This window comes from Mucilaginibacter arboris (genome assembly GCF_009754915.1).
Taxonomy (GTDB): domain Bacteria; phylum Bacteroidota; class Bacteroidia; order Sphingobacteriales; family Sphingobacteriaceae; genus Mucilaginibacter_A; species Mucilaginibacter_A arboris.
Genome location: NZ_WPIK01000002.1, coordinates 259,071 through 285,610, shown reverse-complemented (window position 1 = coordinate 285,610; position 26,540 = coordinate 259,071). Strand labels below are relative to the sequence as shown.

The window sequence follows — 26,540 nt, the reverse complement described above, 5'->3', positions numbered from 1 at the left end:
TAACGGTCTGTTTAATTTTATTTGGCATAAGGATGCTTCTTTTATCACCTAAAAAACATTGGCCTTTTATCTTTATACCGATAAAAAAAATATACCATTTTTATAGGGATAAAAGAAGCATGAGAGGTTTTAATAAAATCCCGGTCATTTCAGGTTTTTTACCCCTGAAACCGTCAGCGCATCTGAATTTTGAAGGTTAAATACAATCACCGTATTATTCCCTTTATTTAACCAGGAAGCGGGGCAATATAAGCGCTGCTGAGGGCCGCGGTTCCAGAACCTGCCTAAATTGTGGCCGTTTACAAACAAAACCCCTTTAGCATACTTGCTCATATCAAAATAAGTATCTCCGGTTGCTGTTAATTTAAACTCGCCTTTTAAGAACCGGCCTTTATCATTGTTGTTAGCTACATCGCTTGCTGAAACCTTTAAATCTTTTACAAATGCTTCATCCAAAGGAAGTTTGTACTGCTCCCAGTTCATCAAAGTCATTCCGTTGAGCGTAACCCTGTCGGTGATCCCTTTCCGGTCAATGATATATTGTGCAAAATTGATATGGCCCATACCTTCCATCAGGATATCCAGCACCGGAACTTTGGTATTGCTTTTGGGCAGGTTTACGCTCCATTTGCCGCCATCACGATAGATCGTATCGATAAATTTTCCATCTAAAAACACTAAGGCATAATCATGCGGTTCTGTGATGGTTAGCCTCCCTGATTTATGTCCGATCAGGCGTGTCCTGTAAAGCATTAATCCCTGGTTCTGGTCAAAAGCTTCCATTGGTTTTGGCTGTGCCGAATGCTGCGGTGAAGGAAGGTTTTGCCAGATACTGGTAAACGGGCGCAACTGAATTTCGGGTATTGCAATTGTTTTTACCGGCTTGGGTATTTCAGGAACTTTATAGGATACATACTGGCTGATCAATTTGCGCAGCATCCTGTATTTTGGCGTAGCATTTCCTTGTTCATCAATGGGGGCATCGTAATCATAACTGGTAATATCAGGCTGGTACTGCGTAGGAGAACCCGCATTTGCCCCGGCCGTATAGCCAAAATTAGTGCCTCCGTGGATGACGTAAAAGTTGAAGGATTTCTTGTTTTTCAGTAAATAAGTGATCTCTTTCCGGAGGGCAGCAGTATCCGGGGAAGCCCATTTTTCGCCCCAGTGCGTTAGCCAGCCCGGGTAGGTTTCACTGCTAAATGCCGGAACATTTGGGTCTGCCAGTTTTGCCTGGTTAAAATCTGCATCGCTGCCGCCACTGTCAAGCCCTACTGCCGTTCCTGCAAGGTGCCCGGCTTCCAGCATATAAGGTGTCGCGCCATCAGCTGTATAAAAAGGTACTTTAATGCCATTTGAAAGCCATAGTTTTCTTAACATTTCCAGGTATTCTTTGTCGTTGCCGTAGCTGCCATACTCATTTTCTATCTGCACCATTAAAACCGGGCCGCCGTTATTACACTGAAGCGGCACGATCTCTTTTGCTAAATGGTTGATATAACCGGTCATCGCGTTGATGTAGCGCGGGTCCATGCACCTTACCTTTATATCGGGTATTTTAAGCAGGTAGGAAGGCAAACCGCCAAAATCCCACTCGGCACAAACATAAGGGCCTGGCCGAAGTAAAACCCACATGCCTTCCTCTTTACAAATACGGATAAACTCTGCGATATTGTGGTTGCCGGTGCTAAAATCGAACAGGCCCGGGCTTACTTCCTGGTAGTTCCAGAAAACATATGCTGCAATCGTATTGCAACCCATCGCTTTGGCCATTTTGATCCGGTGCCGCCAGTATTCATGCGGGATACGTGCCGGGTGCATTTCGCCGCTGATGATTTGGAAGGGTTTCCCATCCAGCAAAAAAGCATCAGGACTTAAACTGAAATGATGAGGCGCCTGTGCAACAAGATGACGGGCAAATAAGGCAAGGAAGGTAAATAAGAGGACTGTTTTTTTCATATTTTAGGAAGAAGTTGGATACTGCCCGATTTTAATATTTGGCTTAGATGCTTCTTTTATCACCTAAAAAACGTCAAATTTTATTTTTTGCCCGGATCAAGATACATCACCATTTTATGGTGATAAAAGAAGCATGCTATTTTTACTGCCTGAAAATTCAATTGATATTATCGGTTTTATGATGCCTGCTATCAAAAGCCGCTATCATCCAAAGCAAATTTATTTTTACGTTCTTTCCATTTGCCTTTGGTAAAATCCGGAAATTCCTGCGGTTTGTTGCCTTGGGCGATGGACGCTTCGGACAGGGGCGTGATCACACTCATGGTAACAGAATCATAAACATCTATCGGCGTTTGTTTCTTTTGTTTAACGGATTGAATGAACGCGTTGAAAACGAACCAGTCCATCCCGCCGTGTCCTGCGCCCGATGCCAGACTGGCATATTTTTTCCAAAGCGGATGGTCGTATTTTTCGAACCATTCCTGAGCTGGGTCCCACACATCGTCTTTTTTAGACTGATGCTCGATGTAAACGCTTTTGTTTACATCCATCCAGATGCCTTTGGTTCCCTGCACGCGGAAGCCTAAGGAATACGGACGGGGCAAGTGTGTATCATGGCTTAGCAATACCGTTTCGCCATTGGCACAATTGAGCATTGTAGTGATCACATCACCGTTTTTATAATTAATCTTTGCGTTTTTATTGCCAGGTGCCATTTCTTCTACATAAGCGGCCAATCCTCTGGCTTTGGAACTGAAGGAAACCAGGTTGGTAAAACGGTTCCCGCGGTTAATATCAACATACTGCATGGCCGGCCCGGCGCCATGAGTTGGGTAAATATCCGCGTTCCTGTCGATATTAAACTGCGTGCGCCATTGTGCTTCGCTATAGGCAGATGGACCGAATTCAACACCTCCGCCGTAAGGCTGCTTCCCGTTATTAAAGAGCACATCTCTTAAATTATGCTGATAGCCGCCTTCAATATGAACAAGCTCGCCGAACAAACCCTGCCTAACCATATTTAAGGCGGCAAGTACATCACGACGATAGCAAACGTTTTCGAGCGTCATGTAAGGAATTCCGGTTTTTTCGGAGGTACGGACAATATCCCAATGATCTTCCAGACTAAGCCCTGCCACTACTTCGCAGCCCACGTATTTACCTGCGTGCATGGCATCGATAGCCTGCGGATGATGGAACTGCCATGGCGTGGCAATAATTACTGCCTGAATATCTTTTCTTTCCAGCAGTTTCTTGTACGCATTAATGCCGCCCGTAAATTCCTGCGGCAGCTTTTTACCGGCTTTGGTAAACTGCTCGCGGCAATGCTTCAGCGAATCTTCCTGCGTATCGCAAATCGCAACGATTTCTACGTCATCGCGCAGCAAACCCTCGGCAATATGGTTCCTGCCGCGCTCACCCACACCAATATAACCAAGTTTAACTACATCATTTGCTGTATTTGCGAAAACTGTACCAGAGGGCAGGATGCTGAAACCAGCTGCAACAATTGCCCCTTGTTTAATAAATTCCCTTCTTTCCATTATCAAAATTGTTTTATGTATGATTTATCCAATTTATAAATATTTTACTATTTCAAAAAAGTATCTGTAAAAAACATTTTTCCTGCTGTTAACCTATCAATTGCAAGAACCTGTCCTCTTGTTGATTATACTGACGGAGCAATTCAAACTGGTTTGAGGCCCGGATCAGGTTTTGTTCCGGATAAGTAATATGGTAATACTTGTCTCCGTTTAAAAAATCTGTTAAGAACCTTAAAGCTTGTAAATAGATCATCATCTTGCCTGAATAGATGAACAGGCCTTTTTCTTTCGGGGTCAATACTTCTCCCATTTCCTTCATGTAGCCGTTGTAAATGGCCATAAAAAAATCTTCCCTGATATGGATTTTAGCCAGGTCGCTTTCTTCTTCATTCGCAGGCGAAAGGCAGGTGCGCAGCATATCGCCTGCATCGCTCAGGTAGAAACCAGGCATAACGGTATCCAGGTCAATCACGCAAAGGCCTTTTCCCTGCCCGTCAAAAAGTACATTGTTGATCTTGGTATCATGGTGAACAACCCTTAAAGGGATTTCCCCATTGCTAATCAACCCTCCATAAATCCTGGCAATATCCATGTTTAAAAAGACCTCTTCAACTGCTTTTTTTGCCCTTTCAAGCCTGCTATGACCTGCCTGTGCACAGGATGTTTTAAATTCTTCAAAGCGCAGGCTCAGGTTATGAAAATCCTGAAGCGTGTATTTTAACTGCTTCAAATCAAAATCTTTTAAAAGCCTGGTAAACTTTCCGAATTGTACCGCTGCTTCATAAGCCTGCTCCTGGTGCTGAAGGTAATCTACAGTATGAGAACCTTGTATGAATGGCAATAGCCGATAAAATGAACCATCCTCAGATTGGATAAGATACTTGTTGGATAATGAGGGTACTGGCGCTACAAAAAGATATTCAGGAACAGTTTGTTGTAAAAATATTTGCAGTTTCCTGATATTGTCTGCAATGTCTTCGGGGCGCTTAAAGATCGTATCATTAATTTGTTGCAGGATGTAAGAACCTTTACTGCCGGTTAGTTTCCAGGTATAATTGATCAGGCCTGAACCAAATTTCTTCACCTCGTACCCCTCCGGTTCCAAACCAAATTCTGTTAAGGCATAGGTTATATTGTTGTTTTTAATTGTTTCCTGCTTCATTGTCAATTACCGTGTTTAACTTTTTTTCTGCTTGTAAAACTTGCCTCCCTATTTCCCTGCTTTTTATCGGTATCTAATTGTTTTGCTTTGGCTGATTAAGAAACTGATTTTATTGTATAGCCTTTCCTTTCTTAATATTTCACATATTTAATTTTATTTTTTGATAAAAACAAAAAACTTTTTTAAATTTTAAAAAAGAAATTAAAAGTTTTAAATTAGATGGCAGAAAACGGCTAAAAACTTGTTTTATACTTTCCCCCAATGTTTTACCATGCTTCTTTTACCAGGCAAAAAACGAGATGGATTTTTTAGGGTGATAAAAGAAGCATCAACCCAAAAAAATCACAACCTAATCACAAGGAACAGTTAAAACTTTGTTCCGTAATTTTTTTTGTGCTCCTCTTTTTGGCTAAAGCCGCTACCTGCTTTTATGCAACCCACGGCCTGAAAACCATGGCAATTTTAAATCTTGGTTTTTAAGACAGGTTTCTGTTTACTAATGCTTGATCGTTTTATACAGTTAGAACGTCATAGCCATGTTCAATTGCAGTTGCCATGGCCTTCAGGCCGTGGACAAAGGATAACCGGCAACGGGCTTTAGCCAAAAAATCAAAAACTTAACAACCAACATTTTTAGGTGATAAAAGAAGCATTAACCTAAAATCAAAAACTTAATGACCAAATTTTTTAGGTGATAAAAGAAGCATCGTGCTATCATTGAAGAGAGGGGCCTTTTTTAAAGCAGCCGGAAATTTATTCTTTGATGAAGATTTCTCCCGTTGGTTGAAATGACAACACACTGATTTTTAGGCGATAAAAGAAGCATCGACCTAAAAAATAAAAACCCGAGGGTTAATATTTTTAACAGGCGTACATGCCCGGAAGGAAAAAAAAGATCAGGCAAAACTGCCGGCGATGGAAAGCAGTTCTTTTACAATGTTTTTATCGGTTTGCTCTATTAAAAAGTCCTCTTGCCGGCTGCCTGTTTTTACTTCATCAAAAAGCATCTTGCTTTTAAAAACGTTTTTGGCAGAAGCATGATATTCGGTTGCATGTGTAAGCTGTATGAGCTGTTTAAAATTATCCGGACGAATGCCTGCGCCCGGCATAATAATGATCCTGCCTCTGGCCTGTTCCGTCAGTTTTGCAATGAGCGGCGCCCCTTTTAGGGCATCAACTTCCTGCCCGGAAGTTAAAATGCGTTCAAAGCCCATTTCAATGATCTCTTCTAACGCCTCGAAAGGGTCCCGGCAATGGTCAAACGCCCGGTGAAAGGTAGTCCCCAGGTTACCTGCGGCCTGTTTCAATTCCATACAGCGTTTGCTATCTACCCGGCCTTCTTTGGTTAACATTCCGAAAACAACGCCATCGCAGCCCAGTTGCCTGCATTGCAGGATATCAGCTTTCATGATTTCGGCTTCCAGATCAGAATATAAAAAGTCGCCCCCCCTTGGCCGGATAATCGGATAGAGTTTTATTTCCAGGTACTTGCGGGCCAGGGCAATTTGAGCAAAGGATGGCGTGGTGCCCCCTTCTTTCAGGTTATCGCACAGCTCTACCCGGTGCGCGCCCGCTTCCTGGGCAGCCAGCGCAGATGTTAAAGAATTGGCACAAACTTCAAGTTGGATCATGAGGGAAGGGATTAATAGATGCTTTTGCCCTGGATTAAGAGGTCCTGTTTTCCAGCATTACAAACCGCAAAGGAAAAACCTTTTTGGATGGCATAAGCGCCGTATTCTCCTTTTTTATTGATAGCGAGAAACCCCACTTGCAGTGTTTTGGCCTGTTCCGGTTTCTTTTTAATGATCCTGCTTACGGCTTCTTTACAGGCATCTTCGGGTTTATAGCCCTGGCGCATCAGTTCTACCACCAAAAAGCTCCCTACATTTCTGATCACTTCTTCGCCTACACCTGTTGAAGTTGCCCCTCCAACTTCATTATCCACAAAAAGCCCTGCCCCAATAATCGGACTATCACCAACGCGGCCATGCATTTTAAAAGCCATCCCGCTGGTTGTGCAGGCGCCGGAAATGTTCCCGGCCGCATCCAGGGCCAGCATGCCAATGGTATCATGGTTATATTGGTTTCCCGGCAATTTTTGCGGCGAAAAATGTTTGTTCTCGATATTGATCTCGGGCTGGTATTTAGAAGTTTTGAGCCATTCTTTCCAGGCCTTTTCTGATTCCGGAGTTAGCAGTTGCTTCTTTTTAAAGCCATTTTCTAATGCAAACTGTGTAGCTCCTTCACCCACCAATAATACATGCGGCGTTTTCTCCATTACCAATCTGGCAACAGCAATAGGATGATCAATATATTCCATGGCAGCCACGCCTCCGCAGTTGCCTTTTTCGTCCATAATACAGGCATCTAAAGTAACATGCCCGTCGCGGTCGGGATAGCCGGCTGCGCCAACCGTATGGTTATTCGGATCGGCTTCCGGAATTTTTACACCGGCTTCTACTGCATCCAAAGCTCTTCCTCCGGAAGAAAGCACTTTCCACGCAGCCTGGTTTGCCGCGATCCCAAAATCCCAGGTAGAAATAACGATTGGAAAATTTAGTGCTGATGCTTCTTTTACAATACTTTTCCCAAAAACTTTTGATTTTAACATTATTCCTGAAGCACCAATGATACCTGTTAATAAAAATTTACGACGATTTAGCATGTTGCTTTAGTTTGATTGATGATCGGTTTAAATTTATTCATTATATTTTGCATGCTTCTTTTAGCGGGATAAAAACTTAACTTGTATTGTAATTTTGTATCAAACAAAAATCACTGGCATAAAAGAAGCATTATTATTGTTACAGCTATAAGTTAACAGTGAAGTTGTTTAAACTTTTTTTGGATTAATGCTTCTTTTATCACCTAAAAATGCCGGCCGTTGCGTTTCGATTGATGTAAATTCATGCCCAACACCAATTTTTACCCGATAAAAGAAGCATGGCACCAATGCTGAAAATATTTAATGATTTCATACAATTAAAAATGTGGGGACTAACAGTTTAAACAATTTCAGCAGCCGGAAAAACACTGGAAAATTTGTTCATTAATAGCAAAGACAAGTTTCCGATCCTGGAAACTTGTCTTTGCTATGGAGGTTTTAAAACATTTACTTATTTCATGTCCCACCAGATCCTGCCTTTGGTATCCAAAGCAGTTGTTCCATAAGCCGGGTCTTTGGCAATCATATTTTGAATAGCCGAAGAATAGTTTGCAGAATTTTGATTTGAGCCTGAACTTAAATCCAGGGAATTTCTGCGAGGTATCAGCAGGTTCTGGCTGCCGTCCCACAAGCTCTCAAAATAGGCTATAGTGGAGCCATCACCAATTGCTCCATTGTTTCCTGCCCTTACATCTGTAAATTGAGGATAACCGGTACGTTTCCACATCGCCCAGGCTTCGTCAGGCTCAGTTAAAAAGTTTACCCAGGCTTGCGAATAGATGCTTGGCAAGCCTTTATAAGGAAGCGTTGTGGCAAAATTGCCGATAACCACATTGGAAGCATTCGGAACATTGATTGCGATGGCAGCGGCTTTATATTGGTCGAATGATGCCTGCACACCAGCGTAAAACCATTGAGAAGCAGATTTTCCTAATCCGTTACCCCCTTTTTCCGCTATTTCTGCCATCATAAAACAGGTTTCAGCATAGTTTAAATAAGGTGTCCGCATTTTTATAGTACCCTGGTCTGTCGCATATATTTCATCAGAATGCATTAAATTCTGGGAAGAACGTGCATCAAAACCCCCAAAACCTCCGTTTTTAACAAACAAACGACTTTGTATGGCCGATAGCAGGCCTAAGTTTTGCGTGCCGGTACTACCAATTGTAAAAGTCTTTGAACTGGTACCGCCGGTAAAACCATAAGCTGAACTAACCGATGCCGGGAAAACATGCTTTCCCCAGTAGCGAACCATGTTCTCCGGTTGCAACAGTGCAGCTTTTGCTGCTGCATTTCCATTTTGCTGAACGTTTACATAACCTGAGTAATTTGTTCCAAAATCATTCTCGCGCAGCATAAACTTGATACGCGGATCATTGGTTGATTTTAAGAATTCTACAAAAGGAAATGCGGCATCATAACTAAACAGGATAACATTGATGTCGTCCACGTTATTGTTCCAGTTACGGGTTTGATCGTAACCAAAAGAACCCGCATTAGAAGAGATGATATTACTTGCAAAGTTAGTCGCAATATCATTCAGCACGCTTGTTAAATTCGTAGCATCCCGCTTTTCATATCGCTGGGCAATTTTGATACGTAAGGTATTTGCAAATGCCAGCCATTTTGTATAATCACCGCCAAAAAAGAAATCCTGGTTGCCCAGTGCTATTTGTCCGCTGGTATTGTTTTTTAATAAGGTTGCAGCGTCTTTTAATTGCTTGTCATACACTTTATACAGCGTATAATCGTAATCATAAGCAGGTAAGGGATATTGAACATCGTTAAATGCCTGTAAATAAGGCATTGCCCCAAAAATATCACTAACCCTCCAGGCAAGGTAAGTATCAATAACAGAGCTTATGGCCTTTAGCCCCTGGTAAGACCCCTGTTGCTCGGTAGGGAGAGAATTGATTTTATCGATAATACGGTGCATATCCCTGCCCATGCCTGTATAATAATCATTATAATATGGAAAGCCCGGGTTTGGCCCTGTTGTTTTTGTTGGGTTCCAGTAAGCGCTGGCAAGGCCTGTCGCATCTGCACCATCAGAAACAATATATTGCATATACGTCATGGTAGTCCCGTATTTCTTGGAAGTATTGGCACGACTTGTTAAACCAAAATCGGCCGTGGCACCTGTAAAAAGAATTTCAGGGCTCACATCACTTAATTTATTCGGATTGGTGTTAATGTTAATCAGGTCTTTTTTACAGGAATGATTTAACAAAGCAAAAGCCAGCAATCCTAATATATATATTTTTTTCATCTGGATATAATGTTTTTAATGGGTAAAAGCTTTCCTGTACATTGCTGCACATCAAGTTTCAATTTTTTCAATTTGCAATTACAAGGTTATGTTTAACGAAACAGCGTAGTTACGGTAAAAAGGGACACCGCCGGTAATATATGGCCTGAACGGATCATTACTTTGCAGGGATTCAGGGTTTTGATCTGCAGACAATGTTTTATATAAATAACCAATATTACGTGCTGTCAGGTTGATCCTTGCCCCTCTCAACCCTACTTTGCTTACCAGGCTTACCGGCAGTCTGTATCCTACAGTAATCTCGCGCAGCATGATCCAGGTATTTTTAGATACAGATTCGTTGGCATTTAAATTAGTACCATAACCGTAGAAGGTGTTATAATAAACAGAGGCCTTCATGGGTTCAACCAGGCCTTGGTTATAAGCATCCCTGAAAGTCATCCCTGCAATGCTAACACCCGGTTTAAGCGGGCTCATTTGTCCTGCATCAAAAACTGCATTCGGAACCACGCCATCGTATCTGGTTTGTCCGGTATAAGAATCGGTACGGGCAACGCCGCCATGTTCCTGATCGCGGAACTGTAAAGTTTGTGCCAGAGTTCCCTGAGCCATGGCGTAGTTGTAAGCCTCAGAATAAACATCTCCACCAAAACGCCCATCAACCTGGGTAAAAAGGCTTATGCTTTTATAGCGAAGTGTCCCACTGATACCGCCTACAAAGTTAGGCTCAATATTACCGATGTTAATTCTTTTTTGGGTGGTAGAATATACCGGGTTCACTAAATTGTAATTTGCCAGGTCATATTTAAGGTTAGGGTCTGTATTGGTTATCCGGCTACCTACCTGAACTATTGGAAAGCCAGTTGCAGGGTCAATTTTAGAAGAAGAACCTACATCAGCAGTAAGTACACCGAAAGCCCCGCCTTCATAAGCATATACATTGGCGCCATCGTAACCCCCGCTTAACTCCCATTCCGTAATCCCATTGCCCAGGCTTTTGATCTTGCTATGGTTAACCGCCCCGTTTATGGCAAAATCTAAATGCCAGTCTTTTGATTTGATAGGCGTTACATTCACTAAAAACTCAAGCCCTTTATTCTGAATGTTACCCGCATTTACAAATAATTTGCTATACCCGGTTTCGATAACACCCGGTAAATTTAACAGTTGATTAAAGGTATTGGTTTTATACCAGGCAAAATCAACATTTACCAGTTCGTTAAACAATCCAAAATTTGTACCTAATTCAATAGAACGTTGCTTTTGAGGTTTTAAATTGAGGTTTGGTTTTACATCGCCGTTAAATTGCGTAGCCGAAGGCACCACCTGGTTGTTGTTATTTATTATACTGCCGGGCGTATAGCCATTGCCGGTACTGTATGGGCCGGCAACACCGGCATTTCCAACATAAGCCAAAGAAGCCCTTAATCTACCTGATGATAGCCAGCTTGGCGCATGCTCTTTTAATTGGTCATAAAAAGAGTACGAAAGGTTGGCAGAAGGATAGAAAACAGAATAATTGTTCGCCCCTGGCACAGTAGTTGGATAAGTTAACGTTGACAGCCAATCATTACGGCCGGTCAATTCCAGGTTTATAAATTCTTTATAGTTTAAATTTAAATCCCCTGCTACACCAATAGTACGTGTTGAAGGTTTGGTTATACCATAACCGGTATAATTATTGTCGTTATTATAGACCTTAACATTATTGATTGAATTGGCCAGGAAGAATTGATTTGGCACTTTTAACCCTCCATCCGTGCTGGCGTTAGCCTGTTCGCCCATCATGTCGCCATAAATTTCATTAATTAAACGAAAATCAATGTTTAGGTCCTTGTTCACTTTTTTAGCAGCATGGGCCATAAACAAAAGGTTGTAATTAGTGGCGTTTGAACCGCTAATAGCATAGGTACCGCCTGTGTTGTTGATCAGGTTCCCCATGTTCTTTGTTTCGCTAAAAATCTTATAAAAGTTAATGTTGCCTTTACCAGAAAAATCCAGCCATGGCGTAACCTGGGCCTTTAACTGTACATAGCCTAAAAATGAATTTTCCTGTTTACTGAAGTTATTTTTATCGAAAATTGAAAAAGCATTCACCACACTACTCAAATTGCCATAAATGCTGCTGTTGTCAATCGTATTATCCGGTTTCCGGTATTGGGCATACCAGGCCGCATAATCTAAATTCCGGGGCAAATAATAGGTATTAAAGGCAAGGTTTTGTCCTCCGCTATAATAATACCGGCCTTGCGAATAAAAGTTTTTGGTAACCGTATTGGCATAAGAAACACCAACTTCGGTAGAAAATACCTTATTTAAAGTTGCACCGCCTTTAAAATCAAAGGCGTTTCTGTTTAAGCCATTATTTGGCAGCATGCCTTTGCTGGAGTTGTTGGAGTACGATAAGCGATAATTATAATTATCCCCGGCCCCGCTGAAAGCAATATTATTGTTTATGTAGTTTCCATTCTGATAAAAGGTTTTCCAATTATCAGGCTGTGGCGAATAAGGGACCAGCTTTGTCCTGTCATAAATTGCAGGGTGTAAACTGCCGTCCATTACTGGCCCCCAACTGCCTACCGTGTTGGCCTGGGTCCCATCAGGTGCAAAATTGCCTTCCCTGGTTGCATAACTTCCCCGTCCGTAAATATTTTGAAATGCAATAGGGCTTTTATAAATATTCTGGGTTTGATAGGTAGAATTAAATTCAATACCTAAGCCCTGTCCCGCTTTACCCCTTTTTGTAGTAATTACAATAGCGCCGTTTAGGCCTCTGGAACCATAAATGGCAGTTGCTGCCGCTCCTTTTAAGACCGTAATAGATTCATAATCATCCGGGTTTAAGTTTTTTAACTGCGAACCGCCGTCGGCATCATCCGCATTCTGCTGGTTATTCATCAGGATGTTTCCATCAACCACAAAAATTGGCTGGTTGTTTGCCTGGCCCGGTTGATTGCCTAATACTTTCGCGCCCCTGATTTGGATATAAGGGGAAGTTTGAACTCCCGCAGCAGACATTACATTAATGTTAACGCCTGCAACTTTACCCTGCAAAGCAGCAATCGGGTTAACTGTATTTGTTCTGTCCAGTTCTGCCCCTCCTACAGTTGTAGCCGCATAACCAAGGTTTTTATCTTCTTTTTTAATACCATAGGCAGTAGTTATGGTTACTTCGTTTAATGATTTGGCAGAGGATACAAGGCTGACGGTAAGGTAACTGCCTGCGCCAACCAGAACCTCCTGGGTATTGAAACCGATAAAGCTAAAAACTAAAACATCACTACTTTTTGCCGATATCGAGAACTTACCGTTGATATCTGTGCTGGTTGCTGTTTTGGTGCCCTTGATGGTTACGCTGGCTGTGGGCAAAGGCTCGCCTGTATTGTCTTTGACAATGCCGGTAACTTGTTTTTGCTGTGCAGATGCCAAACCTATAAAAAGGCTGAGCAACATACAGAGCAATAAGCGTTTGGTAAACATTCTTCTCATTTTGTTTTAATTTAAGTGATTAATAATTGGAGTAACTGGGTTTAGTAAAAAGATTGATGGTATAGATAAACAGTTTATATTATACAGAACTTATGTATCGTAATGCTCCATTACCAGAGCAGCGGCGCCAATAATTTCTGCCTGATAACCAAGGGTTGAAACCTTTATCGCTGTTTTTTCGGCTATTTTGGGAATACAGTGTTCATTAATGGCCTGCTGCACCGGGGCCAGCCATAATTTACCTGCCAATGAGCCCCTGCCACTCAACACGATCAATTCAGGGTTAAACAAATGGATCAGGATAGCTGCACCACGGCCTATATTATATCCTATTCCGGATAACAGTTCGACAGCAAATTTATCCCCCTTTAAGGCAGCGTTAATAATTGCCGCTGTCGCTTCCTCAACATGATCGATCTTCAAGTCTTTCAAAGCTGATTGCCTTCCCTGCTTTAATCCATCTATGGCTTGTTCAACCATTACTAAAAGGGAAGTTTCGGTTTCCATACAGCCCATTTTTCCGCAACTGCATAGTTTATCATTATTAAACATCGGTATATGGCTAAACTCTCCGCCAAGGCCATTACTTCCCCTGAACATATTTCCGTTAAGAAGCATCCCCAGGCCAATACCCCAGCCAATATTGATCACCATTACATCGCGCTTTCCCCGGGCAGCTCCAAATTTAAGTTCCGCCAATGCGATCAAACTTGAATCATTGTCGATAAAAACCGGCAGCCCGACCGTATTTCCGATCAAAGTCCTGATGTTTTTTCCATCTGCATTAAAAAAAGAATGATTAACGCCTTCTTTCAGGTCAACAAAACCCGGCATCCCGATCCCTACGCCTGCAATTTTATCTTTTGGAAGCCCCGACCTGTTTATTGCCCCAGCAATGGCTGCTGTTAATACAGTAAGCGCCTCCGGATTTTTCAACAAAGGCAATTCCAGGGTTTCCACCGGTGTTATAAACTGGTTTTGCATATCCATAACTGCTATGCGCGTTACAAATTGGTCCATAGCTACCGATACCACATACAGCATATCCGGCTTAAGGGAATACATTACAGGGCGGCGGCCGCCGGTAGAAGTTGCGTAGCCGGTTTCTACCACCAGGCCATCCTTAATCTGGCCATTCAGCATTTTGGTCGTCAGCGGCAGGCTCTTGTCAATATTCCTGCTTAACTGCGCGCACGAAAGCATCTGGGCAAAGTAAAGTTGCTTGATTATTTTTTTTCCGTAGCCGGATGTTTTCTCCACCTCAATGTTTTTTTAATATTAAACCCATACCAGGACCAGATCATTTGCATACTTCTTTTATCACCCGAAAAAACTGAAGGTCTTACTTATTTTACTTAGGCGTTTCCATCTGCTTTTTTTATCTAAAAGACAGAAAAGAAGAAGAACTCTAAAATCTTCTTAGTATTTATAACGAAGTTAGATTACTTTTTTAAAAAAACAAATAAGTTTTATAAAAAATTTAAAAAGTTTTTTAGGAGAATTTTAAAACGTATCTGATTAAATAAAAGGAAAGGCGAGGTTTACTGCAGGGTGAGCTATCAAAGCTTAGCGCATGCCTGTAAAAGCAAAGGCTTGCGTCAAGCTTTTAAGTCCGAAGATGAGCCGCCGTAAGCACACTAATTTTGCTGATCTGACAGAAATCGTAAATTTGAACATGGAAGTAAAAGTGCAAATACCATTTGATGAACTGGTTGCCATAGTTAGACAACTCTCATCTACACAAAAAGCAAAACTTCAAAAGGAATTAACTCAAGAAGTTGAACCTGTTGCAAAAAAATCACGGCTAACAGAATTGTTGCTTAACGGGCCTGTTTTTACAGAAGATCAGATTAAAACCATTGAGGAAACACGTAAATCGATCAATCAATGGCGGACAAAACCCTTATGATTGACACAACGCTGTTGATTGACTATTTTCGAAAGACCGATAAATCTAAATCGAGACCCGTTCAACTTTCAGAGCAATTTGACCAGCTCGCCATTTAGACTGTAACGGAATTTGAAGTTTATAGCGGTGCAACTGCGACACAGTTAACTTTTTGGAATGAATTGCTTTCTGAAGTCTTTGTGCTTCCTTTTGATAGTCGGGCTGCACATATCGCCGTTGATATACAACGAGACTTAAAAAAATTACGAAATTCAATTGAAAAGGCTGACTTGTTTATTGCAGCAACAGCAATTGCAAATGGACTTACTTTAGACACTCTAAACCGTAAACACTTTAACAACATAAAACAGCTTACCCTTCTTGCCGAGAATAAAGGTGGCTAACATGAATTTGTCAAAAAACTGGCTGACGAATTAAACATCAAATTTGTTTTGCTCCTATGCTTCAGTTCCGGCTAAGGGATCAAAATATCGATGGTAAAAGAAGCATCAGCATTTGAATATTAATTTAACTTGGTTTGGCCTAACGAATTTCTAATTCCAGTTCTTCAAGTCCTCGCCGAAAACGGCCATGCTTCTTTTATCACCTAAAAATCCGTTTTCATTTTAAGCTGATAAAAAAACAGTCACATTTTAGGGTGCTAAAAGAAGCATCAAAGCCTGTCCAAATTTATTGAACAGGCTTTGACAGACAGACAAAAATCAAAAACATAAATAAGGTTGCAGGCGCAACTGGTTTTATTTTAACCCGCCTTCTCCTTTATACAGATCAACAGGACCATCTAACTCTACGGCCAGCACAGACATGTAACCGTCTTGCACCTGCTGCGGCACATGGATATAAACCAGGCCGGGAACAGGGCTAAATGAAACTTTGCCCACAATTTTAGAGGAAAGCGTTTGAGCTGTGCCCACTACCCTGATCTTTTTAATTTTATTTTTTAAGCCCTTGAGCACTACATCACCGTTAACTTTTCCGGGCAGGAACAAATAAAGTGTTGCACTATCTTTAGACAAAGTAGTTGGGCCGTAAAAATGCCCCGGCGACAAGCCCGCCAGGGTGTTAAAAACCGCTTCTTCGTGCTTTTTGTTCCACTTGCCCAGCTCTTTTAAAACATACACTTCCTGCGGAGGTATAGACCCGTCCTCCTTCGGGCCGATATCCAGCAGCAGGTTGCCGCCATTGCTAATGGCATCTGCAAAAATGGTGATGACCTGGTAAGGTGTTTTCCAGGCAGTATCCTGCGGCTGGTAACCCCAGTTGTTGTTGATAGTCATGCACAATTCCCACCAGTTAAACTTTGGCCTGGTTACCGGAAAATTTTGCTCGGGTGTATCATAATCGCCATATCCCTGCAAGCGCCCGTTAATAATGGCGGTGGGTTTTATCTTTAATATATTTTTGCGTACGGTGGCCGCCTGCCATTCATCAGCAGAATGCTCCCAATCACCGTCAAACCACCATAAATCCGGTTTATAGGCTGTGTTCACTTCGTTGATCTGCGCCTGGAAAAACTTTTGGAACCGCTGCCAGCGCTGCGGGTCATTGCTGATCTTGTAACGGTTACTGTCTTTGGTAAAAGCAGGATAATCGGGATAGCTCCAGTCGATCAAAGAAAAATAAGCACCCTTTTTAATCCCGCGTTTATCCAGTGCAGCATAAAACGGTGCTAACAGGTTCCGTTTTGCAGGTGTGTTTTTCACGGTGCTGTAATGCTTTTCTTTTGTTGGCCAGAGGGCAACGCCATCGTGGTGTTTGGTGGTGATGACGGCATAGCGCGCGCCGCTTTCTTTAATCAGCGAAGCCCATTGCTCCGGGTCGTACTTTGATGCCGTAAAACCTTTTAACTGCTTCATATAATCGGCGTAGCTGATCTTTTTGTTGTAAAAACTCCAGCTTTCGTCTATCCCGTTAACTGCATAAATACCCCAATGGATAAAGATCCCTAGCTTGGCATCGGCAAACCACTGCATCTTTTTGCGGATAGAATCGGGGTTTACTTTTGATTGGGCAAAAGCTGAGGCAGATACTGTGATTGCAATTATAACGGATAGTGCTGTTATTATATTGAGCTTTTTTTTCATGATTTGTTTTGGATGATTAACAATGCTTCTTTTAGCACCTAAAAATCGGTGTTCTGCCTGTTTACTCCTTCAAACGGATGCGTTTTTTAAATTTTTCTTCCCCGTTTATCAGTACTTTCAAATAAAAACGGCCTTTCGGGAACCGGCTGAGGTCATACGTAAATATACCTTCTTTAAGTTGGGGATAATCATGTTCTTCCACTACTTTATCTCCCGGATCGGTGATGATCTGTACCTTCACGTCTTCCGCAAAATTAGCATAATAATCAAAGGTGGTTTTATCATTGGTGCGCGTTGGGTAAAGGCCAAAAGAAGTTTGTGCGGTAACAGGAGCTATCGGCCCGCCAACTTCAAAAGCATATTGCACGGCACTGCCAAAATCAGAGTCAATATCTTTGATCATGAAGCCGTTTTTGTTCAGCAGGCGCACTTTTCCGCGTCCGCCTTTAGGGTTTGCCCAAAATTCCAGCCCGTTGCCTGCCGTATCCTGCAGCATAAACTGATATTGGCCTTGTGGAAGATGTACGGTATCGCGGTAAATGGTATTTGCCTTTAACGAACCTAATGCCCGCCCTTTTACGGTTTCCCCTTTTTCATTTACTAAAGCGTAGCTGTTTTGCCCTGGCTGGTTATTGGTGAGCAGATAAACCACCAGCACACTATCCTGCTTCGGAACCGCTTCAAAAGCACTAATCATCTTATTATCAGTTGGGTAAGCGTCCTTTTTTCCATTCGGCAACATCAACTCAACCTCAAATGCGTTTATGCCGGTTTGAGCATTAACCGTACCCTGTAGGGTAAGTATAGTAGTTGCGGCAGGCTTTATAATCCCTTTCCAATCCGTAACCCTTTTTGGGAAACCTTTTATACCGTAGCGTACGCGCAGTTTGGTTATTGCGGCAGAACCCATGTTCTTCACCAAAATTTGTGGTTTGATTCCGGACGGGTTTTGACGGCGGTAAGCATCTTTTAAAGAAGGCGTAATTACATCTTCCACGGCTATATCGTTTTTTACAGCTGCTTTTTTATACTGGATCAGATAAGCACTGATCACCTCCGTGGCACTGGGCTTGGAAGAAACATAGTTCTGCATATTGATGTCGATCGTATGTTGTTTGCCCGATCGCAGGTCCAGGTCATAAATATCAGGCTGCATCAAAGTGCCGGGACACCAGTTGGCGCGGTTATAGATCCAGGTGCCAGCCTGCGGATACAGGGGATTATCGCCGCAGGTTTTCCAGATGCTTCTTTTATCGATCATTTTTCCGTCATACCAAAGCTCTCGGTATTTGCTGCAAAATTCGCCGCAACCGTCGGGTACATCCATCCCGTGCCCGGTTTGCACCACACGCAAACGTGCAAAACCTGCCTGGCTAAGGGTATTGAAAACAACAGGTTTCAGTGCTTTTTCGATGCTGTTGCTGCTGTCGCCATAACTATACGTGCCATCATAAATTTTCTGGATAGCAATTGGCTCCCATGCCGGTTTCCCTTTCACTATTTCAAAATCAAGGGTAACGCTCCAGCCGCGGTCTTTGTTCGGTTCGTATCCGGTATGGTTGTATTCAATTTCCACACTGTCACGCAGCAGCAGGCTAAAATCGGTCACGTCCACTTCCCACTCAAAGGTCCAGTCTTTGCTAAAAGCGCCGCCATAAGGGGTTAGCATCCTGCCGATCTCATAATCCTGCGAAGCACCTTTTTTACCGCCTTTTCTCCGGATAGTAATATGGTCTTTATAATCCCAATCAGCACAGCGCATACTATCCGGGCAGCCAAATTTGACTTTCAACTTGATCTGGCGTACAGGCGTATTGGCCGAGGGAAATTTTCCCCAGGCTTTATAAAGTTTAGACCCTTTTACCGGATCGGTAACAACGGTAACGCGCTTGTGTGTAATCACATGAAGCGTATCAGCCGCATTGCTGTTTAACGCCAGGGCGAGAAAGAGTACGCAAAGGCAGCAGGACAATTTTTTATAGGAGAAACAACTCATTCGGGGTTATTTAAAAATTTGATCATTATTTTGCCTGATGCTTCTTTTACCACCCTAAAATTTGCTTTTACTTTTCTGCGGATAAGGAACAAAAAGCACATGCCATTTTAGGGTGGTAAAAGAAGCATTAAAATACACGGATCAAAATCCTGATTTACCGGTTTTGTATTGTCAGCGGAAAAGACAGGTAAAGTATGGAGATGGCAATTTCTACAGGCAAGGCACCATTCATTTTACACCTCCTTGTATTTTCGCTAACAATGCTGCCAGTTCTTTTACTTTATCAGGATACTTGGCGGCCAGGTTATTTTTCTCGCCGATATCATCTTTCAGATTATACAACTGAGGGCCGGGCGCGCTGCCGGTTTCTATCTGCGTTAGCGGGTTAACTGCTGCACCTTTTGAGGGTTCAATATATTTCCAGTTATCTTTTACAACGGATAAAGCGCCGCCCTGCTGCACCAATACCTTACGCCCCTGTTGCGTTTTACCCATAAACGCATTCAATAAATTTTCACCATCAGCTGCTTCTCCGTTTGGTACAGGCTGATGAAGGAGCTTTGAAAAGGAAGCCAGCAAATCCATCTGGCATACTAAAGCTAATGATGTTTGTGGCTTAACTGCCCCAGGCCAGCTCAGGATGAACGGAATGCGTGTCCCTCCTTCAAAAGCACTGTACTTGCCTCCCCTGAGCGGGCCGGCCGGCGTATGCCCGTTTAATTTTGTTACGGCTTCATCTTCATAACCATCATTTAAAACCGGGCCGTTATCGCTGGTAAAAATGATGATCGTGTTTTTGGCAAGGCCGCTAAGCTTTACTTGTTTTAATATTTCACCAACGGTCCAATCGAGTTGTAAGATAGCATCGCCACGATAGCCTAACCCGCTTTTGCCCTTAAACATGGTAGCAGGCATACGCGGTACGTGTGGTTCTGTTAAGGCAAAGTATAAAAAGAAGGGCTGGGTTTTATGCTCCTCTATAAACCGCTGCGCTTTGGATAAAAAGGTTAAGGAAAGCTCTTCGTCAACCCATCTGGCTTTATGGCCGCCGCTCATGTAACCAATACGGCCGATGCCATTAACAATGGTTTGGTTATGCCCCTGACCGGGCGATGCTTTCATTTTCAACAGTTCCGGATGGTCTTCACCGGTTGGGTCATTCCCTACTTTCTTATAATAATCTACCCGGATGGGATCTTGCGCCTCTGTTGCCAGCACCTTTCCGTTCTCCATAAATACAGTAGGCACACGGTCTGCTGTTGCCGGAAAAATAAAAGAATAATCGAAACCGACTTCATTAGGCCCCGGCCTGATCTCAGCGTTCCAGTTTTTGGCCACTTCTGCGCCTAAGCCCAAATGCCATTTACCAACAATAGCCGTTTGATAGCCTGCATTTTTAAACATACCGGGCAAGGTAATCCGGTTTGTTGGGATGATCAGGGCGGCATCACCGGGCAAAATGGCCGCTCCTTTACGCCATGGATATTCGCCCGTCATCAACGCATAACGCGATGGCGTACAGGTTGCCGAAGTACAATGTGCATTGGTAAAACGGATGCCTTGCTTGGCCAAGCGGTCAATATTGGGCGTACTGATTTTGGTTGCCCCGTAAGAACTGAGGTCGCCATAACCCAGGTCATCAGCATAAATAAAAATAACGTTAGGTTTCTGAGTTGCCTTTTTGCCCTGCTGCCCGAATGACAGAAACGTTGCAGAAACAAGCATTGAGATCAATACTATTTTTTTCATAAATCTATGCTTATGTTAATTTATTCAAAAAAAGATTTTTGGGTAGTTACATAACCTGTAGGCCTGATAACAGTTACAATGCCTTTTCCATTAAACAGATCATCCACTTCAAAATTTACCTTTTGGCCGGGTTTGATTTCGGGCAGCTCATACGCTTTGTAATTAGCGTAGTTTCCCGTATTGTCTGAAACGTACAATTTATAGCCTTTTACTGTATGCTGTGGAAGGCCTATGCTCCCAAAGATCACAACATTGAGCTTTTTGCCTCTTTTCTCCAGGCCTTGTACCTCGATGGGAGAAGAGAGTTCCCGTAAAACTTTCATTGAGGGTTTGGGTTTGCCGTACATGTCGTAAACGCCATGGATCCTTCTTCTGTACTTATTATCTTCGGAAGTGCCGGGATAGTGTGTACGGTAATCGGTCAGGTCAAAATATATAGCACCTTCAACATAAGGCTTGCTTTCGTAAACCGCCATGTGATAGATCAGGTCTTCCACGCGCCTTTCGTCACCTCCTTTAAAATTCGGCCCACACAAACCGAATTCTGATATAAAAAAGGGTTTATCAGCATAGGAAGTGTGAATACTGTCCATATAATTCGATAACTTGGCCTGCGGGATATCCCACCAGCTTCCTGCGTATTCGTTCATCATAATATAATCGCCCAGACTGCCCGCATCCGGCACAAATTTAGGGTCGTTGCTAAAACCGTTCTTTAAGGTATTGCTTACATAACTTACCTTACGGCTTGGGTCCAGGAGCCGTGCTTTATCGATAAGGCCCTGGATCATCGCTTTCATTTTATTGTCACGGCCCCGCAGCTCGTTTCCTACGCCCCAGGCAAAAATGCAGGGGTGGTTGTAGTGGTTGCGCACCATCTCGGCCAGTTGCTTGTTCGCAATCTTTTCGATCGTATCGTTAACGGGCGTTTCTCCTCCCCATAGCGGGATTTCTTCCTGAAGGATAATGCCGTTACGGTCGCAGAAATCATAGAAAGCATCGTCCTGCTGAAAGTGCACACGACTGAAAATAGCGTTCACATCTTTCATTAATTTACCATGGCGGATGATCTCAGCTTCCGTTTCTGCAAAACCAAAGTTGGGGTTAGAACCTGCTGTCCACTCTACTCCCATTAACTTGACCCTTTCGCCGTTTAAAAAAGTTTGTCCTTTTACAAACCTGATATCGCGAAATCCAACATTGGCACTGATCTGATCAACCGCTTTTTTGCCGCTTAACACCGTAACGCTAATGCGGTACAAATTCGGAAAATCAAAATGCCAGGGGTTTACTTTTGGCAAAGTGTAGTTTACAACCGCTTCGCCGTTTAGCCATTCCGGTTTCGTTACCGCTTTTAAAATCGTTTTGTGCGTAGGCTGATTTTCTTCTGAAACAGTAACCAAAAGCTTAATGTCTTTACCGGCTGCTCCATCAAACCCAACTTTAACTTTTAATTTTGCCGATTGGTCTCCGATATTTAAAACAGGTTCTGCATTTAGGAAACTGGCAGCAGGTTTTCCGCTCACGATCAGTTTAACCGTCCGGATCAAGCCGCCGTCATTCGGCCAATCGAACGAAGAGCCAAAAGGCACTTTATTTTTGCCATAATCGTTGTTGCACGCTACAGTCAGAATGTTCTCTTTCCCATAATTAACTTTTCCGTTCAGGTTGATGTAGATCTTGTTAAACCCGTCGCCCATGTTCTCCCGGATTTCCTTTCCGTTCATATAGATGTAAGCGGTATGGTTGATCGCGCCGAATTCCAGCACTACGTTTTTGTTTTTCCAGCTGGCAGGGATAGTTATTTTTCTTTGGTACCAGCCCCAGCCGTAATGGTTTTCATTCTCTTTCTCGATATTCCAGGTATGCGGCAGTTCTACCGTCCGCGATTGGCCCAGTGGTTTTTCATACCATTTTTGAGTCAGGCCTTCTGCTTTTTTATCAGTTGTAAATTGCCAGTCTTTGTTGATCTTTATCGTATCCCGCTGCCCAACAGCAACAAGGCTTAGCGAAATACAGTAAAACAGGGCAACGAAATACTTCATCATAATTTTTGCATTTATAGGTTTTTGTTTTTGGATTTGGGTTGATTTACCGATGCTTCTTTTAGCACCTAAAAATCATCATCGTTTATTTATTTTTTTTAGAAAGTCTGCACACTGATTTTTATGCCATAAAAGAAGCATTAAAAAACCCTCAGTTCTTTTTGCTGTATAAGGGATGAAAGCGGATACCTTTTTGTTGCCAGCCCTCAAAATGCCATTGGTTTAACCTGTTCACAAAACCATTAAAATCCTTGTTTTGGGGCGGAGACCAAAGCGTTTCGGCAACGGCAGTGAGCCTCGGCAGCAGCATATATTCCAATTGCTCCAGCGAAGGTATAAATTCTGTCCAAAGCGCACATTCTCCACCTAAGATATATTGGGTTTCGGCAGGTTCCAATTCTTTTGGATAGGGATTGTAATTGTACACCTTTTCTAATGTGTTGATAGAAAATTTTGCAGCGTAAGGCTCTCCTTCCGGCCCTGCCTGGTAACGGTTGAAGTAAAGCGGGTTGCTGGGCGACATCACTACATGATGGCCCTGTTTTGCGGCCGCTATTCCGCCTTTTTCGCCGCGCCAGCTCATTACCGTTGCTGAAGGCGCCAATCCGCCTTCTAAAATTTCATCCCAGCCCAATAACTTTTTATGGTTTGCCAAAAGGAATTTTTCCATCCGGCGGATAAAATAACTTTGCAGCCCTTCTTCATCTTTTAACCCTTCTGTTTGGATCCTTTTCTGACATTTAGGGCATTGCTTCCAGTAAGATTTGTCCACTTCATCGCCCCCGATATGAATATATTTTGAAGGAAAGATCTGCATCACTTCTTTCAATACATCCTGCAAAAAAACAAAAGAGCTGTCATTTCCGGCACAATAATTAAAGTTGATCTGTGCTGAATTAACGATGCCGTTAAACGTAGTGGAATTAGGCACTTCCTGCGGGTGCTGCGTGCAGGAAAACTGCGGATAAGCCGCCAATGCCGCGCCGGAATGTCCCGGCATTTCAATTTCCGGTATCACGGTAATGTTCCTGGCCTTTGCGTAAGCTACCACTTCCTTAGCCTGCTCCTGCGTGTAATAACCGCCGTAAGTATAAGGTGTACCGGTTAAAGTTGAATCTTTTTTATAAAAAACGCTTCCGGGGATTTCTTTACGCCATGCACCAACTGAGGTAAGTTTTGGGTATTTTTTAATCTCCAACCGCCAGCCTTCATTATCGCACAGATGCCAGTGAAAAACATTCATTTTGTACAAGGCCATAAGGTCGATCATTTCTTTTACGGCATCAACTGTAAAAAAATGACGGCTTACATCAAGCATCATTCCCCTCCATTTAAAACGCGGATAATCGGTTATATCCATTGCCGGAATTTGCAGTGCCACATTGGTCCTGACGGCAGGCAAAGTTTGTATCACTGATTGAACGCCGTAGAACAAACCTTCTTTGTTATTGGCTTTGATGAGGATGGAAGACGGCGAAACATTGAGCTGGTAACCTTCTGTACCCAGATTTTGTGCCTTTACCAGTTCCAAGCAAATATTTTTTTCCCTTTTTTTGTTCGCCAGAAGGCTATAACCCGAAATATTTTTAACATAGCTGGAGAAATAGTTGCCTAATTGTGCAAGTTCTTTGTTTTTGGGTGGATATTGTATTCCCGTACGGGCATCGATCACAAAATAACCCTTTCCGATATCAACCTTAGCTGGCTGCGGGATGATATTGACCTGTGCATTGGATTTAAACAGGATGACAAATATTAAAAATAGCAGGAGCGCTGTTATACGTTTTTTTCTAATAATCATTATTACATCTTATCATCACGATCAAAAAAATTCTTTTCGTCATCAATTTTGTTTTATGCTTTCCGGAAACCTTTAAATTTTCTTTATTCCATGCTTCTTTTATCACACTAAAATCCTCATGCTTTTTGCAAACACTCGTTTCATTTTACCATAATGATTTTTAGGCGATAAAAGAAGCATGGCATCATTCAGTCCTGTTTTCTTTATGCTTCTTTTATCGCCTAAAAATCATCGTGCCCGGGCAAACACCGATTTTATCCTGCTAAAAGAAGCATGCAGTACTTAACTAATAACCCGGGTTTTGATCGGTACTGTGAAACGCCTTATTGGTGTTCAGTTCTGCTGGCGGAATAGGCATTAACATGGCTTTGGTAAGGCCTTCATCCGTAACTGGCAAGCTATATTCTGTCCAGTTATTAGCTGTAGAAAAACCTGCTATAGCATCGGCCTGCGCATTATTCCTCGTGGTAATTTGTTTTAACCAGGTTATCCCTCTTCGCCGGGCTTCCATAAAAGAATGTCCTTCCTCAGATAATTCAAACAAACGTTCATCAAAAATAACCTGGCGCAGATCTGCCTGGGCAATGGAAGCGGCAACATTAGCAGGCTGACTTGCTGCAGGAGTTACGGAATTACGCGCCCTTGTTAGCACAATATTTACATAATTAACAGCGGTAGCAGTATTGCCCAGTTCATTTTCAACATCGGCCATCAGCAACAAAAAATCGGCATAACGATATACATACAAAGTTTTATTGCTGATCTGACCTGTTTGGTTAGGATCGTAATATTTTTTGTAAAAAGGATAAGCATTTTGAACATACGTTGTAACGGTAGGATATACTGTTAAAAGCGCACCTGTTAGAACATTTGTATAGCTGATATGAAAAAATGTGGCATCCAGACGGGGGTCACCCGGATGCATTTTTTTAAAGTAACTATAAAAAGCACGGGAAGAACCTTTGTTATCAAAGTTGATTCCTTTTAAAGTACTGTTGACAGGAGAAAATGACCAGCTTCCTTTATTAAAGGCTGAATTAAGGCCGAGCGCAGAATAATTAAGTTTAAAAATGGATTCTTTAGATGTCCGGTTATTGATATCAAATAAGCCCGCATAACTACTTTCAAGCGGAACAGTCCCGCCCCAGGCTGTAAATACTTTGGTACCATATTGTTTTGCCAATTGCCAGTTTGAAGAGCCTTGCCCTTCGGAACTGGCCAACAAAAAATATACTTTGGCCAGCATCGCATTAGCAGCAATTTTAGAGGGCACGGATGAGTCTGGTTCAGTACTGTTAAGATCTGCCCCGGCGGCAACCAGATCAGCAACTATTTGGTCTATAACCTGTTGCTTGGTTGACCTGGGAACATCTGTTGTTTCTGGGGTTGCAGGCGTTATCTTTAGTGGGACACCACCATAAATAAACACTAAATTATAATAACAAAGCGCCCTGATGAATTTTGCCTGGGCAATCAGGTTGGTTTTGTTTGATAAACTGCTTTTATCTGCGGCTGCAATAAATATGTTGCACTGGCCAATTGTTTGGTATAAACCGTTCCAAAGCATAGCAACAAAGCCGCCACCGCCACTGGCAATAATATTCAGGCTCGACAATTCATCGCCGGTTTTCTTCATCCATCCAATTCCAGAGCCCATCTCTGAAACCATAATTAGTGCCTGGCCATATACGCCCTGCGAAGCCAAATAACCATAACAAGCATTTAAAGCCAATTGCGCGGAGGCCGCATCTGTAAATAAAGTCTGCTCGTTAAGCGTATAAGCGGGTTCTTCTAAAAGTGCCTTTTTACAAGAGAAATTAACACAAGAACCTATTAGTAAAAGCGAGAGTAATATCTTTTTCATAATC

The 26,540-nt window shown here is 42.6% G+C and carries 15 protein-coding genes and 1 pseudogene; 2 read left to right on the top strand and 14 right to left on the bottom strand.

What is annotated here, in order from left to right; translation table 11 throughout:
• Window positions 1-144 precede the first annotated feature (144 nt).
• The 8 genes from GO621_RS02985 to GO621_RS02950 all read right to left on the bottom strand — a co-directional run bounded on the left by GO621_RS02985 (window position 145) and on the right by GO621_RS02950 (window position 14,348).
• Complete coding sequence (locus tag GO621_RS02985; protein ID WP_157564039.1) at window positions 145-1,959, bottom strand: glycoside hydrolase family 35 protein; 1,815 nt, start codon at window positions 1,957-1,959, stop codon at window positions 145-147.
• Between the two features lie 191 nt (window positions 1,960-2,150).
• Window positions 2,151-3,503, bottom strand: a complete 1,353-nt coding sequence (locus GO621_RS02980) for a Gfo/Idh/MocA family protein (protein ID WP_157564037.1) — start codon at window positions 3,501-3,503, stop codon at window positions 2,151-2,153.
• 88 nt (window positions 3,504-3,591) lie between these two features.
• Window positions 3,592-4,665, bottom strand: coding sequence for a phosphotransferase enzyme family protein (locus GO621_RS02975; RefSeq protein ID WP_157564035.1), 1,074 nt, complete (start codon window positions 4,663-4,665; stop codon window positions 3,592-3,594).
• An 896-nt stretch (window positions 4,666-5,561) separates the two neighbouring features.
• Complete coding sequence (locus GO621_RS02970) at window positions 5,562-6,296, bottom strand: copper homeostasis protein CutC (RefSeq protein WP_157564033.1); 735 nt, start codon at window positions 6,294-6,296, stop codon at window positions 5,562-5,564.
• Window positions 6,297-6,307: 11 nt separating this feature from the next.
• On the bottom strand, window positions 6,308-7,276 hold the full coding sequence (locus tag GO621_RS02965) for a N(4)-(beta-N-acetylglucosaminyl)-L-asparaginase (RefSeq protein ID WP_394350178.1): 969 nt from the start codon (window positions 7,274-7,276) through the stop codon (window positions 6,308-6,310).
• A 505-nt stretch (window positions 7,277-7,781) separates the two neighbouring features.
• Entirely contained in the window at window positions 7,782-9,599 is a 1,818-nt protein-coding gene (locus GO621_RS02960) for a SusD/RagB family nutrient-binding outer membrane lipoprotein (RefSeq protein WP_157564029.1), read from the bottom strand.
• 78 nt (window positions 9,600-9,677) lie between these two features.
• The gene (locus GO621_RS02955) at window positions 9,678-13,088 is read right to left on the bottom strand and encodes a SusC/RagA family TonB-linked outer membrane protein (protein ID WP_157564027.1); all 3,411 of its coding nucleotides are present in this window, start codon (window positions 13,086-13,088) and stop codon (window positions 9,678-9,680) included.
• Between the two features lie 90 nt (window positions 13,089-13,178).
• A complete protein-coding gene (locus GO621_RS02950) occupies window positions 13,179-14,348 on the bottom strand; it encodes an ROK family protein (RefSeq protein WP_317163379.1) in 1,170 nt (389 codons plus the stop codon).
• 358 nt (window positions 14,349-14,706) lie between these two features.
• On the opposite strand from GO621_RS02950, the gene GO621_RS02945 reads away from it, so the two are divergent.
• Both GO621_RS02945 and GO621_RS02940 read left to right on the top strand, forming a co-directional pair.
• Window positions 14,707-14,997 (top strand): hypothetical protein, encoded by a 291-nt coding sequence (locus GO621_RS02945; RefSeq protein ID WP_157564025.1) that lies wholly within the window; start codon window positions 14,707-14,709, stop codon window positions 14,995-14,997.
• A 113-nt stretch (window positions 14,998-15,110) separates the two neighbouring features.
• Window positions 15,111-15,380 (top strand): annotated as a pseudogene (locus GO621_RS02940) (type II toxin-antitoxin system VapC family toxin); the annotation flags it as partial.
• Between the two features lie 354 nt (window positions 15,381-15,734).
• Here GO621_RS02940 and GO621_RS02935 read toward each other — a convergent pair.
• From GO621_RS02935 to GO621_RS02910, 6 genes are all read right to left on the bottom strand, one after another.
• The gene (locus GO621_RS02935; RefSeq protein WP_157564023.1) at window positions 15,735-17,081 is read right to left on the bottom strand and encodes an alpha-L-fucosidase; all 1,347 of its coding nucleotides are present in this window, start codon (window positions 17,079-17,081) and stop codon (window positions 15,735-15,737) included.
• Between the two features lie 61 nt (window positions 17,082-17,142).
• Window positions 17,143-19,077, bottom strand: coding sequence for a peptide-N-glycosidase F-related protein (locus GO621_RS02930; RefSeq protein ID WP_157564022.1), 1,935 nt, complete (start codon window positions 19,075-19,077; stop codon window positions 17,143-17,145).
• 228 nt (window positions 19,078-19,305) lie between these two features.
• Window positions 19,306-20,826 carry a sulfatase family protein gene (locus tag GO621_RS02925; RefSeq protein WP_157564020.1) on the bottom strand — a complete coding sequence of 507 codons (1,521 nt, stop codon included), beginning with the start codon at window positions 20,824-20,826 and terminating at the stop codon, window positions 19,306-19,308.
• A 20-nt stretch (window positions 20,827-20,846) separates the two neighbouring features.
• Complete coding sequence (locus GO621_RS02920) at window positions 20,847-22,874, bottom strand: glycoside hydrolase family 2 protein (RefSeq protein ID WP_157564019.1); 2,028 nt, start codon at window positions 22,872-22,874, stop codon at window positions 20,847-20,849.
• 148 nt (window positions 22,875-23,022) lie between these two features.
• Window positions 23,023-24,672: a beta-N-acetylhexosaminidase gene (locus tag GO621_RS02915; RefSeq protein ID WP_157564018.1), complete on the bottom strand. Its 1,650-nt coding sequence runs from the start codon at window positions 24,670-24,672 to the stop codon at window positions 23,023-23,025.
• Window positions 24,673-24,958: 286 nt separating this feature from the next.
• Complete coding sequence (locus GO621_RS02910) at window positions 24,959-26,536, bottom strand: RagB/SusD family nutrient uptake outer membrane protein (protein ID WP_198170108.1); 1,578 nt, start codon at window positions 26,534-26,536, stop codon at window positions 24,959-24,961.
• Window positions 26,537-26,540 lie beyond the last annotated feature (4 nt).

Coding starts and splice junctions, on each gene's coding strand:
- GO621_RS02915 (WP_157564018.1), bottom strand. CDS start 24,672: ATGATTATTAGAAAAAAACGTATAACAGCGCTCCTGCTATTTTTAATA.
- GO621_RS02930 (WP_157564022.1), bottom strand. CDS start 19,077: ATGAGTTGTTTCTCCTATAAAAAATTGTCCTGCTGCCTTTGCGTACTC.
- GO621_RS02980 (WP_157564037.1), bottom strand. CDS start 3,503: ATGGAAAGAAGGGAATTTATTAAACAAGGGGCAATTGTTGCAGCTGGT.
- GO621_RS02965 (WP_394350178.1), bottom strand. CDS start 7,276: ATGTTAAAATCAAAAGTTTTTGGGAAAAGTATTGTAAAAGAAGCATCA.
- GO621_RS02960 (WP_157564029.1), bottom strand. CDS start 9,599: ATGAAAAAAATATATATATTAGGATTGCTGGCTTTTGCTTTGTTAAAT.
- GO621_RS02955 (WP_157564027.1), bottom strand. CDS start 13,088: ATGAGAAGAATGTTTACCAAACGCTTATTGCTCTGTATGTTGCTCAGC.
- GO621_RS02975 (WP_157564035.1), bottom strand. CDS start 4,665: ATGAAGCAGGAAACAATTAAAAACAACAATATAACCTATGCCTTAACA.
- GO621_RS02925 (WP_157564020.1), bottom strand. CDS start 20,826: ATGAAAAAAATAGTATTGATCTCAATGCTTGTTTCTGCAACGTTTCTG.
- GO621_RS02970 (WP_157564033.1), bottom strand. CDS start 6,296: ATGATCCAACTTGAAGTTTGTGCCAATTCTTTAACATCTGCGCTGGCT.
- GO621_RS02935 (WP_157564023.1), bottom strand. CDS start 17,081: ATGAAAAAAAAGCTCAATATAATAACAGCACTATCCGTTATAATTGCA.
- GO621_RS02910 (WP_198170108.1), bottom strand. CDS start 26,536: ATGAAAAAGATATTACTCTCGCTTTTACTAATAGGTTCTTGTGTTAAT.
- GO621_RS02920 (WP_157564019.1), bottom strand. CDS start 22,874: ATGATGAAGTATTTCGTTGCCCTGTTTTACTGTATTTCGCTAAGCCTT.
- GO621_RS02985 (WP_157564039.1), bottom strand. CDS start 1,959: ATGAAAAAAACAGTCCTCTTATTTACCTTCCTTGCCTTATTTGCCCGT.
- GO621_RS02945 (WP_157564025.1), top strand. CDS start 14,707: ATGAGCCGCCGTAAGCACACTAATTTTGCTGATCTGACAGAAATCGTA.